This window comes from Anabaena cylindrica UHCC 0172, from assembly GCF_034931625.1.
Lineage (GTDB): Bacteria > Cyanobacteriota > Cyanobacteriia > Cyanobacteriales > Nostocaceae > Anabaena > Anabaena cylindrica_A.
Genome location: NZ_JAYGGY010000004.1, coordinates 97064 through 112813 on the forward strand (window position 1 = coordinate 97064; position 15750 = coordinate 112813).

A 15750-nucleotide genomic window follows, 5' to 3' on the forward strand; every position below is an offset into this window, starting at 1 on the left:
CCAACTAAGTCAACCTCTGTGAACTTATACTTAAATTTCTTGAGCAGTCAGAAATTTTAATTTTTACTGACTTAAATTGTTACACTAAAAACTCTAAAATGCTATCCCAGATAGAACTTTAAGCCAGTGACTTAAACATCTGCACGAAAAAAGAGTATGGGGTTCGGAACAAGAATATATTTCTGTCATACATCCCTACTGTTGTTTAGGTATTACTACCTTGTAGATGATTCTCACACTAACTGAAAGGCAAAATAAAATTTAATCATCACCCTTTGGCAACCCACAAGGCACAATTAAAGACAAGTACGAGTGATTTTTTTATGAGTTACTGTCTGAACCCCCATTGTTCCAAACCCGAAAACCCTAATGATGTCAAGTTTTGCCTAACTTGTGGCACAAAATTACTGCTCAAAGAACGCTATCGCGCTATTAAACCCATCGGACAAGGTGGTTTTGGTAGGACTTTTTTAGCAGTGGATGAGGATAAACCCTCAAAACCACCCTGTGTTATTAAGCAGTTTTACCCCCAAGCCCAAGGTACAAATACGGTACAAAAAGCGGTAGAATTATTTAATCAAGAAGCAGTACAGTTAGACGAATTGGGGCAACATTCCCAAATTCCTGCACTTTTGGCATATTGTAGCCAAGATGATAGGCAATACTTAGTACAAGAATTTATTGATGGACTCAATTTAGCCCAGGAATTAGCACATAAAGGTGCTTTTAATGAAACGCAGATTCGGCAATTATTGAATGATCTATTGCCAGTGCTGCAATTTTGTCATGCCAGACAAGTCATTCATAGAGATATTAAGCCAGAAAATATTATTCGTCGGAGTAGTGATCATAAACTGGTTGTAGTAGATTTTGGGGCTGCGAAATCTGCCACAGCTACAGCTTTGAATCACACAGGTACAAGTATAGGAAGTCCCGAATATGTCGCACCGGAACAAATGCGAGGGAGGGCAATTTTTGCTAGTGATATTTATAGTTTAGGTGTAACTTGTATTAATCTTTTAACAGAGCGATCGCCCTTCGACAGCTATGACACCCACAATGCCGCTTGGATTTGGGGGCAATATCTCAAAACTCCCGTCAGTAAAGAATTGAGTCAGATTATTGACAAAATGGTAGAAAGCATCCCCAGTCGTCGCTACCAAACAACTGATGAAGTTCTCAATCATTTAAATCATCATCAATCCCCAGCAAATATACCACCCACAATTATCACTAAACCTGTTAATTCAGTAGTCCTGACTTCTCCACCAACCATTGTTTCACAAACTCCTAATCCAATTGAAAAGGAATTACAGGAAGTAAAAACACACTTTACAGGTGGTAAAGTACAACCACAAAATGTTCCTAAACAACCATCTAATCCTACATCTGTGCCTACTAGTAATAATCCTATAGACAAAGAACTAGAGGAGATGAAAGCTAAGTTTATGGGTAATGGGTAATGGGTAATTGGTAATTGGTAATTGGTAATTGGTAATTGGTAATGGGTAATGGGTAATGGGTAATGGGTAATGGGTAATGGGTAATGGGTAATGGGTAAGGATTCAGGATACAGAATATTTGATATAGCAGAGAACAGGGAACAGAAGAGAAAAATATTCTTCTTCTTCCTCCTGAACTCCTGAACTCCTGAACTTCTGAACTCCTGAACTCCTGAACTCCTGAACTCCTGAACTCCTGACTCCTGACTCCTGACTCCTGACTTCTGACTCAAAATAAATTACATCAAGGCTTGACTCTCTAGCCAACTAGAGACTTTAGAATGAAATCAGAAAATATTTAGATGCTCCCTATGCAACTTTCTACGCTAAAAAACAGCTTCTTTTCATTGACCTTGATAGCGATCGCATCTGTACCCAGCGGACTGTTAACAGCCTGTTCTCAAACCGATTCCCAAAACCAAGCATCAAACCCTGCCACCACTGCTGTTGCTACAAATGACAAGCAACAGATGGATCATGGTAATGGCATGATGAACCACAGCATGACAATGGATTTAGGCCCAGCCGATGCCAACTATGATTTGCGCTTTATTGATGCCATGATTCCCCACCATCAGGGAGCAACAGTCATGGCCAAAGACATAGAACAGAAATCGAAACGCCCTGAGATCAAAAAGCTAGGAGAAGAAATTACCAAAGCACAAAACCAAGAAATTACCCAAATGAAACAGTGGCGTACAGCTTGGTATCCCAAAGCGGGAGATAAACCAATAGCTTATGATGCCAAAATGGGTCATGACATGGAAATGTCATCTGAGCAAATGCAAGCCATGATGATGAATATGGACTTGGGTGCAGCTGATGCAGAATTTGACCTGCGCTTTATCAACGCCATGATTCCTCACCATGAAGCGGCTGTAGTGATGGCAAAGGATGCCTTGCAAAAGTCTCAGCGTCCGGAAATTAAAAAATTGGCTGAAAATATTATCAAATCCCAAGATGCAGAGATTAAGCAAATGCAACAGTGGCGGCAAGCTTGGTATAAAAAATAGACACCTGAGATTATGCTGTGGTTCAGGTTCAAGATACTGGGATTGGGATTCTGCAACAGGAACTAGCTCAGATTTTTGATCGTTTCTATCGAGTGAATAGCGATCGCACTTTACTCTATCGTGCGATCGCCAAATAAACAAATAACTACTTGGTATCATATTATGATGATTACTCAAGAATTAGCATCTGAACAAAACATCTCACAAGATATAATTTTTCCTCCCAGCGATTTATATAGTGATGAACCCCCTGTGGAAACAGAACTACATCTAGAGCAAATTATGCTCTTAATCAAATGCCTTAAATGGTTATGGAAAAATAGAAATGATTTCTATGCAGCGGGAAATCTGAGTATTTACTATAGTCCTAACCAGAAAAAAACAGAAAATTTTCGTGGCCCTGATTTTTTTGTAGTCTTAGGAACAGAACGCAAAACGCGTAAAAGTTGGGTAGTGTGGGAAGAAAATGGTAAATATCCTCATGTAATTGTCGAAATTCTCTCACCAACAACAGCGAAGACTGATAGGGAATCTAAAAAAGAACTTTATCAAGATACATTTCGGACACCGGATTATTTTTGGTTTGATCCCTATACATTAGAATTTGCAGGATTTCATTTATTAGATGGCAAATATCAACCGCTAGAAGCAAATGAAAAAGGACATTTATGGAGTCAACAATTAGAATTATATTTGGGAATTCATGAGGGTTTATTACGCTATTTTACCCCAGAAGGAAAATTAGTCCCCACGCCTGAAGAAACAGCAGAAAGTTTAGCGGCAAAATTACGGGAATTAAATATTGACCCAGATACAATTTAGAGACAGTAAAAGCTTCTGCTTCAAACAAAATTATTCATCTCATCAGATGCTTTCCCAATTAACCTCTACGAGATATCTGCGTTTATCTGCGTCCATCTGCGTTTAATTATTACAGCTCATACCTCACTTGAATGGTAATTGCTATATTCAAAAAACTTAGTATCAATCTTAACAATTAAGGGCGGGAAAACCCCGCCCCTACAGTGAACCTTGCCGAAATCAACAGCAAGAATTCACTTTAAAGCCTTACCAGAAGTGTCTTACTTCTTAGCTTCAGCAATGGGAACCCACTCAGTGTGGAAAGTTCCTTCTTTGTCGGTACGCTTGTAGGTGTGAGCGCCGAAATAGTCGCGTTGTGCTTGAGTTAAGTTTTGTGGCAAGCGATCGCGGCGGTAGCTATCAAAGTAATCTAGAGAAGCACTAAAAGCTGGGACAGGAATACCCAACTTAGCAGCAGTAATAATTACTTCACGCCAAGCAGCTTGTCTATCCAGAATTGTTTGCTTAAACTCAGGTGCTAATAGCAAGTTTGGTAAAGCTGGATTTTCGTCAAATGCCTTCTTAATCTTATTCAAGAAACCAGCGCGAATAATACAACCACCCTTCCAAATCCGAGCCATTTCGCCCAAATTCAAATCCCAATTGTAAGTCTTGGAAGCTGTAGATAACAGCGCCATACCTTGAGCATAAGAACAGATTTTGGAACAATAGAGTGCATCACGCACCATGTTTACAAAAGCCTTAATGTCTCCGGTATACTTAGCATTGGGTCCGCTGATTTGTTTAGAAGCAGCAATCCGCTCATCTCTGATTGAAGAGAGAATCCGAGCATTTACAGCAGCTGTAATTGTAGGAATCGCAACGCCCAATTCCAAAGCAGTTTGTACAGTCCAACGACCAGTACCTTTTTGTCCCGCCGCGTCAACAATTAAATCAACCAAAGGCTTCTTGGTTTCAGGGTCAACGTAGGGGAAAATATTAGCTGTAATCTCAATCAAAAATGAATCGAGTTCGTCAGTTGTATTCCACTGGGAAAACACCTCATGGAGTTGTGCTGCATTTAAACCAGCCACATTTTTCAGCAAATCGTAAGCTTCTGCAATTAACTGCATATCGCCGTACTCAATACCGTTGTGAACCATTTTTACATAGTGACCAGAACCACCGGGACCAATGTAAGTTACACAAGGACCATCATCAACTTGAGCGGCGATTTTGTTGAAAATGGGGGAAAGATACTCATAGGAGCTTTTTGTACCTCCGGGCATGAGAGAAGGACCATTCAGCGCACCTTCTTCACCACCACTCACACCCATACCGATGTAGCGTAAACCAGTAGGTTCTAATTCCTGAGTCCGTCTTTCAGTATCTTCAAACCAGGAGTTACCACCATCAATAATGATGTCACCTTCTTGCAATAAAGGTTTAAGCTGGGCAATTACCGCATCAACAGGTTTACCAGCTTGTACCATCACCAAAATTTTGCGGGGACGTTCTAGTGCAGCAACAAACTCTTCTAGCGTAAAAGCTGCAACAACATTCCTGCCACCTGCACGCTGCGCCATGAAAGCATCGGTTTTTTCACGAGAGCGGTTGTAAACTGCAATTGGGAAGCCATTACGCTCGACGTTGAGAGCGATGTTCTCGCCCATAACGGCTAATCCAATCACACCAAAGCTTTGTAGGGTCATAAATTTGTTTGGCTAACTCTTGCAGATCCTTTCTCTTTAAGGGTAATCCGAGATTTTCGCTTCACTCCTAAAGAAGATATTAAGAGTTGATGTAGACGACAAAGAATCACAACTAACATCAATAATTAATTTTAATTTGTATCTAAGTCAACAATTCAGTCACAAAATTTGCAAAATTAAAATATCGAGTCAAATGAAACAGTAAGGAGTATCCAAAAATGCTGACCTATGTCCTAGCCTTAATCGTCGGACTTGGAAGTTTAGCAATTTACATAACAGCTTTTTTCTTTCCTGAAATCCACCGTAAGAATGACTTTATCTGGAGTGGTGTTGGATTATTTTACGCCTTGGTATTATGGATTTTTGCACCGCGTATTACTGGAGGTCTTTTGCTCGGTCATGTAGCTAGTGTCGCTCTATTGGTTTGGTTCGGTTGGCAAACCCTCTCATTACGACGACAACTCACGCCAGAAGTACAACAAACGCCAATACCCAGTCCTGAACTAGTGAAGATGAGTATACAAGAACAGGTATCTAATTTTGCGTGGCGGGAAAAGCTGGGACAATTACCAGCCTTAATTGGCGGTGTCTTCAGTGGTGTCAAAGGTAAGCTACAGCAAACTATGAGCAAAAAGCCACCTGCACCCATAGAAAAACCTACAGCGGAAATTATTGATCAGAGAAATCCTGTTCCAGAACAACCAATTGCAACAGAAGCATTACCGGCTGAAGCGTTAACTGTTCCCGCACCAGAAAAACCTGTGGATTCTATCCCCACGACTGAGACGGAAGCACCAGCAGCAAAGGTGAGTGAGGAAGTGACACCTGAAAGTGATAACGAAGCAAAAACTGAAAATGTACCAGAAGCAACACCCCCAAATCCCCCCACTCCTGAATTAGTCGCAGAAGCGCAAACAGAAACTGAGGAAAAACAGCCAATTCCTGTTGAGGAAATTGCACCAGATGCGGTACTTGCTCCTCCAGCAGAAGCACCACCGGAAAAATTACCACCAAATTCAGAAACTGGGGATTAGAAACTGGGGACTGGGGATACAGGAAAATCATCCGGTTTCCAGTTCCTTTGAGAAAACTCCACAAAAAAGATGCTCCAATTTGTGAAATCAAAACGACTTTTCCTCCCTCTGCCCATGACTTACGTCACGCTACGCTATCACAAATACGGGATATTTTTTATTTGGATTTATTTGGAAGTCTCTTCGTTACCCTTTTTAAGATTTTGATATAAGGGAATGGTGATGATAAATTCTGTACCCTTTCCAGGGGAAGAAATACACTGCAATTTTCCCTGATGTTGTTCAATAATAATTTTATAACTAATAGATAAACCTAAACCCGTACCTTTGCCTATGGGTTTAGTAGTAAAAAAAGGATCAAACAATAGTTTTTTCAACTTCTCTGGGATACCAACGCCATTATCTAGAATGCGAATCATTACTTGTTTGTCATTAATTAATTCTGTGTAAATTTGAATCTGGAGTTTCTCCAACCCTACAAAGTTCTTGATTTTGCTCTCTTCCAAAGCATCAATTGCATTGGCAAGAATATTCATAAATACTTGATTAAGTTGCCCTGTATAACACTCTACTAGTGGTAAATCACTGTAGTTCTTAATCACCTCGATTGCTGGACGATCAGGTGCAGCTTTGAGACGATTTTCTAAAATCATTAGTGTGCTATCAATACCCTCATGGATATTTACTGCTTTCATTTCTGCCTCATCTAAACGAGAAAAGTTTCGCAGTGACCGCACAATTTCTGTAATTCTTGTAGCACCAATTCTCATTGAACTCAGCAATTTAGGCAGGTCTGCAATTAAGAAATTCATATCTATTGCTTTTACTTCATCTTCAATTTCTTTGACTGGGTGAGGATAGTGCTGCTGATAAAGTTTTAACAGTCTAAGTAAATCTTGAATGTATTCATTGGCAGGAGTAAGATTACCATAGATAAAGTTAATTGGGTTGTTAATTTCATGTGCCACACCCGCTACTAACTGTCCTAAACTTGACATCTTTTCACTTTGAATCAATTGAGCAGCTAGTTGATGTGCTTCCTGCTGCACCTCTGCTAAAACTTTTTCTAGTTGTTCTTTGGCTGTAGTCAGTTCCTGTTCCCGTTCTTGAATGGTTTCAAAGGATGCTTTCAGTTGTGCTGCCATGCGATTAAATGACAGTTCTAATTGACCAATTTCATCATCGCTAAGAACAGATGCTTGTTTCTTGAGATTTCCTTGAGCAAATTCTTGAACTATTTGGGTAAGTTCAATAACTGGCTGAGAAATAGATTTTGCTACTGCAATAGCTGCCAATATAACTAATAAAAGTGTAATAATTCCTAAAAGAATAACAATATTTTGGAGGGTTTTTAAGGGTGTAAAAACTTCTGCTACATCCATTTTTACCAAAAGTCCTGCATTCAAAGAAGGTAAATATCTCCAGGCAGCAATTGTTTCTTGACCTCGGTAATCAATTGTGATGCTATGTCCTTTAATCCCTTGATTTGCTTGGTTGAGTGGGTGTGATTTATTGTTGCTAATATTGATATATCTTTGAAAAGCTGCTTTTGGGTCATGTCTAGTTGGAGCAGTAAAAATTATGCGTTCATCAACTAATGAACCGACAATTGTTTCACCACTTTGGCCTAATCCAGTATAGTCATTGACTACTTTATTAAATTCTTGATTATTCAGTTGCAGCACTACTACACCAATAATCAAATTATTCTTAAAAATAGGGGCAGCAATAAAAGCAGTGGGTTCATGATTAGATGCATAATAGGTGAAATTGGATATTTCTACTTGCATTAATGTTTTGGCACGGTCAAATACTTTGGCAAGTTCAGAATTTTTATAAGTTTCTTGATAGTAGTTTTTACCTATTATTTCTTTACTGTTATTGACAGAAAATATAGTATTTCCAGATTGAGAGATTAACAAAATATCAGAATAAGCAAATATATCTAAATAATTAGTAATAGACTGGCGATATTTTTTATCTACCTGCTGATATTCTCTGGTATTAATTCCATTTTCATCAAATGCTTTTTGATATTTTTCTGTGGCATCAATTACATTTGGCATTTGTGCAATAATTGCGGCATTTTTTTCTTTTTCGTTAATATAAAAATCCAAAAATTTTGCTTTACTGTCTGCAATGGAAATCAAATTATTATCAACTTCTTTTGTTAAAGAATTCCTGGCAATGTAATATTGTATAGAGGTAACTATACTCAGAGGTACTAAGGCAATTAATAAAAACCAAAACAGCAGTTTATTAACAAGTTTTTTATTTTTCAAATCCTTCACTTCCAAATTTAGGTATTTATTTATTTATTTATTTATTTATTTAATTAGTATTAGGATTAGCCCAATTTCGATTCCAGCCTTGATACAGATTGTTTATAAATATTTCCCAGTCAGCTTTAGAACGAGAGATAGGATAAGGTATAGGACGAATTGGTTTACCTGAATTCCAAACAATTTTAAATTGTCCGTCTGATTGAATTTTTCCAACTCTGACTGTTTTCCAGGTATGTTGGTTATTAGCATCTATATATACAACTCCTTCCGGTGCTTTAAAACTTTGGTCTTTGATATATTCCCGAATTATATTGACTTCATCTATACCAGCAGCTTTAACTGCTTGCGCCCACAAATAAACTCCAAAATATCCAGCTTCAATAGGATCAGATGTAACTCTATTTTCCCCATACTTTTTTTTAAAGTTTTGAATAAATTCACTATTTTTAGAATTATTAATATTTTGAAAATAATTCCAAACTGCATAATCACCTACCACATCTTTATTTGGTAAAGATTTCAATTCTTCTTCAGCAATACTAAAGGAAATAGTAGGTATTATATCAGAGCTAATTCCCGCTTGTCTCAAGGCTTTGAAAAAAGCAATATTACTATCACCATTAATTGTATTTAAAATGATATCTGGTTGAGTTTTTAAAATTTTAGCGATGACGTTATCTACTTGATTACTACCCAAAAGTATATATTCTTCCCCTAATATTTCTCCTTTTAAAGCGGTTACTTGATCTTTGATGATGGCGTTGGCTGTCCGAGGAAAAATATAATCAGAACCGACTAAGAAAAATCGTTTACCTAAATTATCAAAAGACCACTTTACGGCTGGAATAATTTGTTGGTTTGGGGCTGCACCTGTATAAACAATATTTGGTGATTCTTCTAGTCCTTCATACTGAACAGGATAAATCAATAGATGATTGTATATTTCAAATATAGGCTTTACTGTTTTACGACTGGCGGAAGTCCAACAGCCAAAAACTGTAACTACTTTTTCTTTAGTAATCAGGTTTTTCGCTTGTTTAGCGAATGTATTCCAATTGGATTGACCATCAACAATAATTGGTTGAATTTTTCGGCCCAGAATACCTCCTTGTGCATTGATTTCTTCAATGGCGAGTAAGGTAGCATCTACCACGGATTTCTCACTAATTGCCATTGTGCCAGTTAGAGAATGAAGAATACCAACTTTAATAGGTTTTTGGGAGATTTTAATTTGGGTATGAGTGCAAAAATATATTGTGAAACTTAATGCGAAAGCTACTACTAAAAGAATAATTTTTTTATTCATCAGTTTTTTTAAGCTGTAAACTCACTAGAAAAATCATGGATAATAAATGTAATAATTCAGGATTCAGAATGCTTATGAAATGAAGAATAGAGAGAAGTAAGATTTTATCAAAATTCCTGTAGTGCTTATCTGCTGTCTGTTAAGAGTTTCCTCTCCTCCTAAATGTACAATTTACTTTGCACGAATACTTATACGTGCATTATTCGGACAGCTAGACATATTATGTATAATACACTTAATCATACCGTTTATATTATACATCTTGATTTGATGATGCAAGGGTGACTACCTTGGTGTAACCCAATTTTTATTGATCTAAAAGTGCAGAAATTATACTGATTGATAGATAGTAATTTATAATACATTAATTATTGCCGTAGGCGCTAACTAATAAAATAGGACTTAGGCACTGTACAAATTGCACATGATACAGCACTTCCCGGTGTTATGAAGTAAGAACCCCACCCCCAAAGCGATGAGGGGGCTAAGATGTACTTCATAAGAGCGGAAACCGCTGTATGTATAACGAAATTACCTAGTTTCAGGCTTTTGAAATAGCCTATTAGTGCAAGGAAATGTAGGTTGGGTTGAGCGACAGCGAAACCCAACAAAATCCTTGATAATGTTGGGTTATGGCTTCGCCTCCCGTCAGGGATACGTACCTCAACCCAACCTACCATATAATGACTTTTGAGCCTTAACCGACAAGTATTGCCATTCAAGTGAGGTACAAGCTGTAATAATTAAACGCAGATGGACGCAGATAAACGCAGATGGTTTTGTACTTCACTAGACTAGGAAACGCTATAAAATCCATAATCTATATTTGATAAATTGTGTCAATGCGTAAGTTCTGACAGAGATATCAACCAGCATTTACTAAGTATCAAATATAAGTTAGTTTACTGTAGACTAGTATGCGTACTTAGCGTTTCTGAGGAAACGATAACCATTACCATTTTTATAATTTGATATGCAATTAGAAGAAATTTTATCTGCACTAGAAAATCACACTGGCATATTTCCTCGTCTAGCTGTGGAGAGAGCTATTGAAGAAAGGGAAGCTATTACTCCTTTGTTATTAGCAACTTTGGCAGAATGCAACAAAAATCTGGAAGTGCTATTAGATAAACCTGATTATATGTTGCATCTTTATGCAATGTTTTTACTGGCACAATTTAGAGAACCTCAAGCTTATCCTCTAATTACTGAGTTTTTTGCGGCTCCGGGAGATATTGCATTAGATGCGACTGGAGATGTAGTCACTGAATATTTAGCGAGAATTCTTGCTTCTGTTAGTCATGAAAATATTGAGCCGATTAAACAACTGATAGAAAATCAAGCAGCTAATGAATATGTGAGAGGTGCTGCTTTAAAATCGTTAGTTGTTCTTGTTGTGGAAGGAATTATTTCTAGAGAGGAGGTGATTCAATATTATGAAGAACTTTTTGTAACTAAACTGGAGAAAGAACCTACTTCTTCTTATATTTGGAGTGACTTGGTTGTTAATAGTGCTAGTCTTTGTCCTATTGAACTTAAGGAATATATTGATAGAGCTTATGAGCAAGATTTAATTGAGAGCTTTTTTATAGATGAAGAGGATGTGAATGAATGTATTGAAATGGGTGTAGGAGATTGTTTAGATAAACTCCTCAATAATTCACATTATTCTTTGATTGATAATACGATTAAAGAAATGGAGCGTTGGGCTAGTTTTCAGCCAAAAAAACTGAATAAAAAAGAAAATTTTGACGGTTTGATAGAAGGTTTTATTCCCTCAGCTAAACACAATAAAGAGAAATCTGCTAAAAAGAAAAAAATGCAGAAAGATTCTCGACGTAAAAATCGTGCCAAGAAAAAATAATCTCCCAAATACTCATTTGGGAAATTAAAAAGAGAGCGATAGCGAAGCGCTGCTGCAAGCAGTTCGCTTAAAGTAAGATCAAATTAGGCGGATTCGATTAATAGTGAGTCCCTGTTTTGCGGTGGTTGATTGCTGTGACAGCATCAGGTTTGAGTAATTTGCCGTTATCTACGGTTGCATAAACTACCCAATGATCGCCGCATTCTAGACGTTGGCCAACTGAGCATTCCAAATAGGCTGAAGCTTCGGTGAGGACTGTACAACCGTTGTCGGCTTCTACTGTTTGGAAGTTAGCAAATCTGTCTTCTCCGGGGGCGAAGTTTTTGCGGAAATGCTTCATGTAGTCTATGTGCAGCCCTTCTGGGAGGATATTCAGGGCAAATTTACCACCAGGATACATAAGTGATTCAACTGCACGATCTTTTGCGATCGCAACAGTAATACCAGGTGGGTTAAAAGTAGCCTGAGAAACCCAAGCACCCAGCATTCCTGTAGAAACTTCTCCTTGCTTGGCTGTAATCACACACACAGAGCCAATAATCCGACCTACAGCTTGTTCTGTGGGGGTAGAAGCTTGTTGGGGTACACGGATTTTCTTGGCTTTTTTCAAGCCTTGAGCAAAATCCGTACCGATTTCTTCACATAATTTCAAGGTAACTTCATCAGGTTTAAACTTCACTTTTAAGGTATCAAAGCCAAACCGATATCCAGCATCTCGCAGTTTACCTTCAACCAAGTCTAAAGCTTCACCACTCCAACCGTAGGAACCAAACACCCCAGCTAATTTACTATTGTCACCGGTAGAGAGGACAATACCCAAAGCGGTGTGAATAGGTGTCGGTGCATGACCACCAATGGTAGGAGTACCAATAATCAAAGCATCAGCCTTTTCTACGGTAGTGCGGATTTCTTCAGGTGATGCGAATTCACAGTTAATTGATTGAACTGCAACTCCACCTTTAGTCAGTCCCAATGCGATCGCCTGTGCTAAAATCGCCGTATTTCCATAAGCTGAAGCGTAAAGTAACGCCACAGATATTTCCCGATTCTTTTGGGAATGACTCCATTCACCATAAGCTTTGGTCAATTCAATTAAGCCAGTGCGTACCAAAGGCCCATGACCAACACCATACATTCTCACTTGCAAATCGGAAATTTTTTCCAACGCTGCTTCTACATGAGTTGCATTGGGAGCCATTAAGCAATTAAAGTAATAACGCTGGTCTTCTTTAAAGCTTTCTGGATTTTCATCAAATGCTTCATCCCCACAGATATGCGCTCCAAACAACTTATCTGTGTAGAGAATTTGGGTTTGTTGATCGTAAGTACAAAGTGCTTCTGGCCAACGAGGACTAGGAGTAGGGAAGAATTTTAAAACATGACCCTTACCCAAATCTAAATTTTCTTTACCACGCATGACTAAAACTTTGATTTGTTCGTCTGGGAACGCAGCTTTTAAATTAGCAGCACCCAATAAAGAAGAAACAAAAGTAATTTGTGGCGCAAGTTCTAAAAGAGCTTTAAAAGTTGGGATGCGATTGGGACTAAAATGACCCAAAATCACATAATCCAACTTACGGAAATTGACTGTATTCTGCAATGCTTCGATATAAATATCTGTGAAGGTTTCCGCAGGAGGATCAATCAATGCAGTTTTATCAGCTGCTATTAAATAGCAATTGGAAGTAGTACCTCTTTCAAGTGCATATTCAATTTCAAACCTTAGACGTGACTGACTACGCGCTCTAAGAACTTTTGTATTTGTAGCAATAGGTAGAATTTGTACGTCCCGTAGTTTGGAATTGCTCATAGATGTTTGTTGTGAATAAAAAACTTGAGAAAACCAATTTTTAGCCGATGCAAAAACATTAGAAAATGAATCTGACATAGTATTTATGAAATAATATTGGCAGAGAAATATCTGTCTATTGCAATTCAAAACTTAAAAGAAGGAGTTATAGCAATACTGTTCGGTTAAGGGTAAGACTTTGTTATATCGTAGGTTGGGTTGAGGAACGTATCCCTGACGGGAGGCGAAGCCATAACCCAACTAAATCCTTGGTAATGTTGGGTTTCGCTGTCGCTCAACCCAACCTACATTTCCTTAACCGACAAGTATTGGGAGTTATAGGAGTTCAGAATCAAGAGAAGACTTTAGAATCAGAATAAGTATGGCTATAACTTCCGTGACAACATAGAAGTTATACGCTACGCTTTCAGGAGTTATAGAACGAAGAGAACACTTTAATTACTAAAGCTATTTCATTCTAGAATTTCTATAAATCCTAAAATTCTGAGATCCTTCTTCCTCATTCTGAACTCCTGAACTTCTGAACTCCTGAACTCCTGTTAGTAGTAATTCCCTACTTTGCGATGACGTACTGCGGTAACTGCATCAGGTTTGGAAACTCTTCCTTCTTCAACTGTGCAGTATAAAATCCAGTGATCACTACATTCCATGCTGGTGACTACTTCACATTCCATGTATGCAAGTGCATCAGTTAAAATGGGTGAACCGTTTTTGGCGGGTTGGGTTTTTACGCCGGTAAATCTATCTCCACCGGGATGTAAACGCTTGAGGAAATGCTTTTTCAGGTCTTGATAATTTCCTTCTTCCAAAACATTGAGAACAAAGCGATCGCCCTCTTGGAGTAAATTATCAATAGCCCGATCCTTAGCTACAGCCATTGTGAATCCTAAAGGCTGTAAACTTGCTTGTGTTACCCAGGAAGCAATCATTGCTCCACTCATATCACCTTTTTTAGCGGTGACAATATATAAACCACTGCTAATCCTACCCAACGCTTTTTCCATATTCACGTCGAGGGATTTGATTTGTTTGATGTTGCGTTCTCGCATCACCATTTGTCCCAAATCTGTACCTGCTTCTCCGCAAAGTTGGTAAGTAGATTCATTGGGAACTTCTTTAATCCGAATTGCTGGGAAGGCTTCTTTGATTCCCAAGTCAATAAACTTCCGGCGGAATGTATCAATGGGTTCATCATCGCCACCGTAACATTCAAATAGTCCCACTACTTGCTTATTTTTGGCGACTGATAATAATGAACTGATGCCAGCTTGAGCCGCAACTGAGGTAGTTGGAGGCATTCCGATAATAATACCTGATGCTCTACCTGCTAGTTCTTGAATTACTTGTGCTTCTGCGGTGTTGAGATCAATGACTTCTACACCCACACCAGCTTTTTGAATACCTTCAGAAATTGCCATCGCCAAGCGATCGCTATAGCCGTATTCTGAAACATAGAACAAACCAACCACAGTCTCTGTAGTAGCTTGTCTTTGGCTCCAACTGTGGTAGCACTCAGTCAGGATATCCAGGTGATGGTGCAGCAGTGGCCCGTGTCCGTTAGCAATAATGTTAATTTTGCCCAAGTCACCCATTCTCTTCATTGCATTCAACAAAGAACGAGCGTTGGGACCCATTAAGCAGTCGTAGTAAAATCGGAAATCAGCTTCAATTGCTTCTAAATCTTCATCAAAGGTGCGATCATCGCAGAAATGCATTCCAAAAGCATCGCAAGTATAGAGGACTTGGGTTTTGCGATCAAAGCTGAAAATGGTGTCAGGCCAGTGTAAATTGGGCGCACTGACGAATTCAATCTCATGTCCTTTACCAATATCGATGCGATCGCCACTTTTGACAATCCGTTTAGAAAAAGGATCATGTACCAAACCTTCCAAAAATTGCAATGCAACTTTAGAAGCTAAAACAGTCGCTCTTGGTGCTAACTGCAATACATCTTCTACCAAACCACTATGATCTGGTTCTGTGTGACTGACAATGATGTAATCAATTGTCTTAGGATTAACAATACTTTTGAGAGTTTCTAAATACAGGTGACGAAACTTCTGATGAGAAGTATCAATCAAAACTGTTTGCTCACCTCTAATTAAATATGAATTATAGGTTGTGCCGTTTTGCAGTCCAAATTCAATATCAAAACGATCTCGATCCCAATCAAGAGAACGAATCGCCGTTGTATTAGGGGCAATTTCTACAGTTTGTATAGTTAATCGGGGCTGAACTTTCTCTGAGATCGCTACCATGATTCGTCTCCGAGTCCAAATAATATTCTTTTCTCTTCACCATTCTCTTTCTAAATTCTTTTTAAAGCTGTAATCAAGAATATATTTCGATAATTTTAACTTGTATCAATTACAGCACTTCCCGCTGTTATGAGGTACAGTTAGTAATAATAAAAAGATGATTTT

10 protein-coding genes are annotated in these 15750 nt (G+C 38.3%); 5 read left to right on the forward strand and 5 right to left on the reverse strand.

Going from position 1 to position 15750, the window contains the following annotated elements; translation table 11 throughout:
• Positions 1-323 precede the first annotated feature (323 nt).
• The 3 genes from VB713_RS02395 (at position 324) to VB713_RS02405 (ending at position 3337) form a co-directional block, all read left to right on the forward strand.
• Positions 324-1463 carry a serine/threonine-protein kinase gene (locus VB713_RS02395; protein WP_323309982.1) on the forward strand — a complete coding sequence of 380 codons (1140 nt, stop codon included), beginning with the start codon at positions 324-326 and terminating at the stop codon, positions 1461-1463.
• A gap of 341 nt (positions 1464-1804) precedes the next feature.
• Positions 1805-2515, forward strand: coding sequence for a DUF305 domain-containing protein (locus VB713_RS02400; RefSeq protein ID WP_323309983.1), 711 nt, complete (start codon positions 1805-1807; stop codon positions 2513-2515).
• 162 nt (positions 2516-2677) lie between these two features.
• The gene (locus VB713_RS02405; protein WP_323309984.1) at positions 2678-3337 is read left to right on the forward strand and encodes a Uma2 family endonuclease; all 660 of its coding nucleotides are present in this window, start codon (positions 2678-2680) and stop codon (positions 3335-3337) included.
• Between the two features lie 260 nt (positions 3338-3597).
• Here the strand turns inward: VB713_RS02405 and gndA are convergent, their stop codons facing one another.
• Positions 3598-5028 (reverse strand): NADP-dependent phosphogluconate dehydrogenase, encoded by a 1431-nt coding sequence (gene gndA / locus VB713_RS02410; protein WP_323309985.1) that lies wholly within the window; start codon positions 5026-5028, stop codon positions 3598-3600.
• Between the two features lie 218 nt (positions 5029-5246).
• Here gndA and VB713_RS02415 point away from each other — a divergent pair, with 218 nt between their 5' ends.
• Positions 5247-6062 (forward strand): Ycf66 family protein, encoded by an 816-nt coding sequence (locus VB713_RS02415; RefSeq protein WP_323309986.1) that lies wholly within the window; start codon positions 5247-5249, stop codon positions 6060-6062.
• Positions 6063-6229: 167 nt separating this feature from the next.
• On the opposite strand, the gene VB713_RS02420 is transcribed toward VB713_RS02415, so the two are convergent.
• Both VB713_RS02420 and urtA read right to left on the reverse strand, forming a co-directional pair.
• Positions 6230-8344, reverse strand: coding sequence for an ATP-binding protein (locus tag VB713_RS02420; RefSeq protein ID WP_416242405.1), 2115 nt, complete (start codon positions 8342-8344; stop codon positions 6230-6232).
• 49 nt (positions 8345-8393) lie between these two features.
• Positions 8394-9653, reverse strand: a complete 1260-nt coding sequence (gene urtA / locus VB713_RS02425) for an urea ABC transporter substrate-binding protein (RefSeq protein WP_323309988.1) — start codon at positions 9651-9653, stop codon at positions 8394-8396.
• Positions 9654-10626: 973 nt separating this feature from the next.
• Between urtA and VB713_RS02430 the strand changes: the two genes are divergently transcribed.
• Positions 10627-11517, forward strand: coding sequence for a DUF1186 domain-containing protein (locus tag VB713_RS02430; RefSeq protein WP_323309989.1), 891 nt, complete (start codon positions 10627-10629; stop codon positions 11515-11517).
• Positions 11518-11614: 97 nt separating this feature from the next.
• Here the strand turns inward: VB713_RS02430 and VB713_RS02435 are convergent, their stop codons facing one another.
• Positions 11615-13327 (reverse strand): diflavin flavoprotein, encoded by a 1713-nt coding sequence (locus VB713_RS02435; RefSeq protein ID WP_323309996.1) that lies wholly within the window; start codon positions 13325-13327, stop codon positions 11615-11617.
• A gap of 539 nt (positions 13328-13866) precedes the next feature.
• Entirely contained in the window at positions 13867-15585 is a 1719-nt protein-coding gene (locus VB713_RS02440; protein WP_323309990.1) for a diflavin flavoprotein, read from the reverse strand.
• Between the last annotated feature and the right edge of the window lie 165 nt (positions 15586-15750).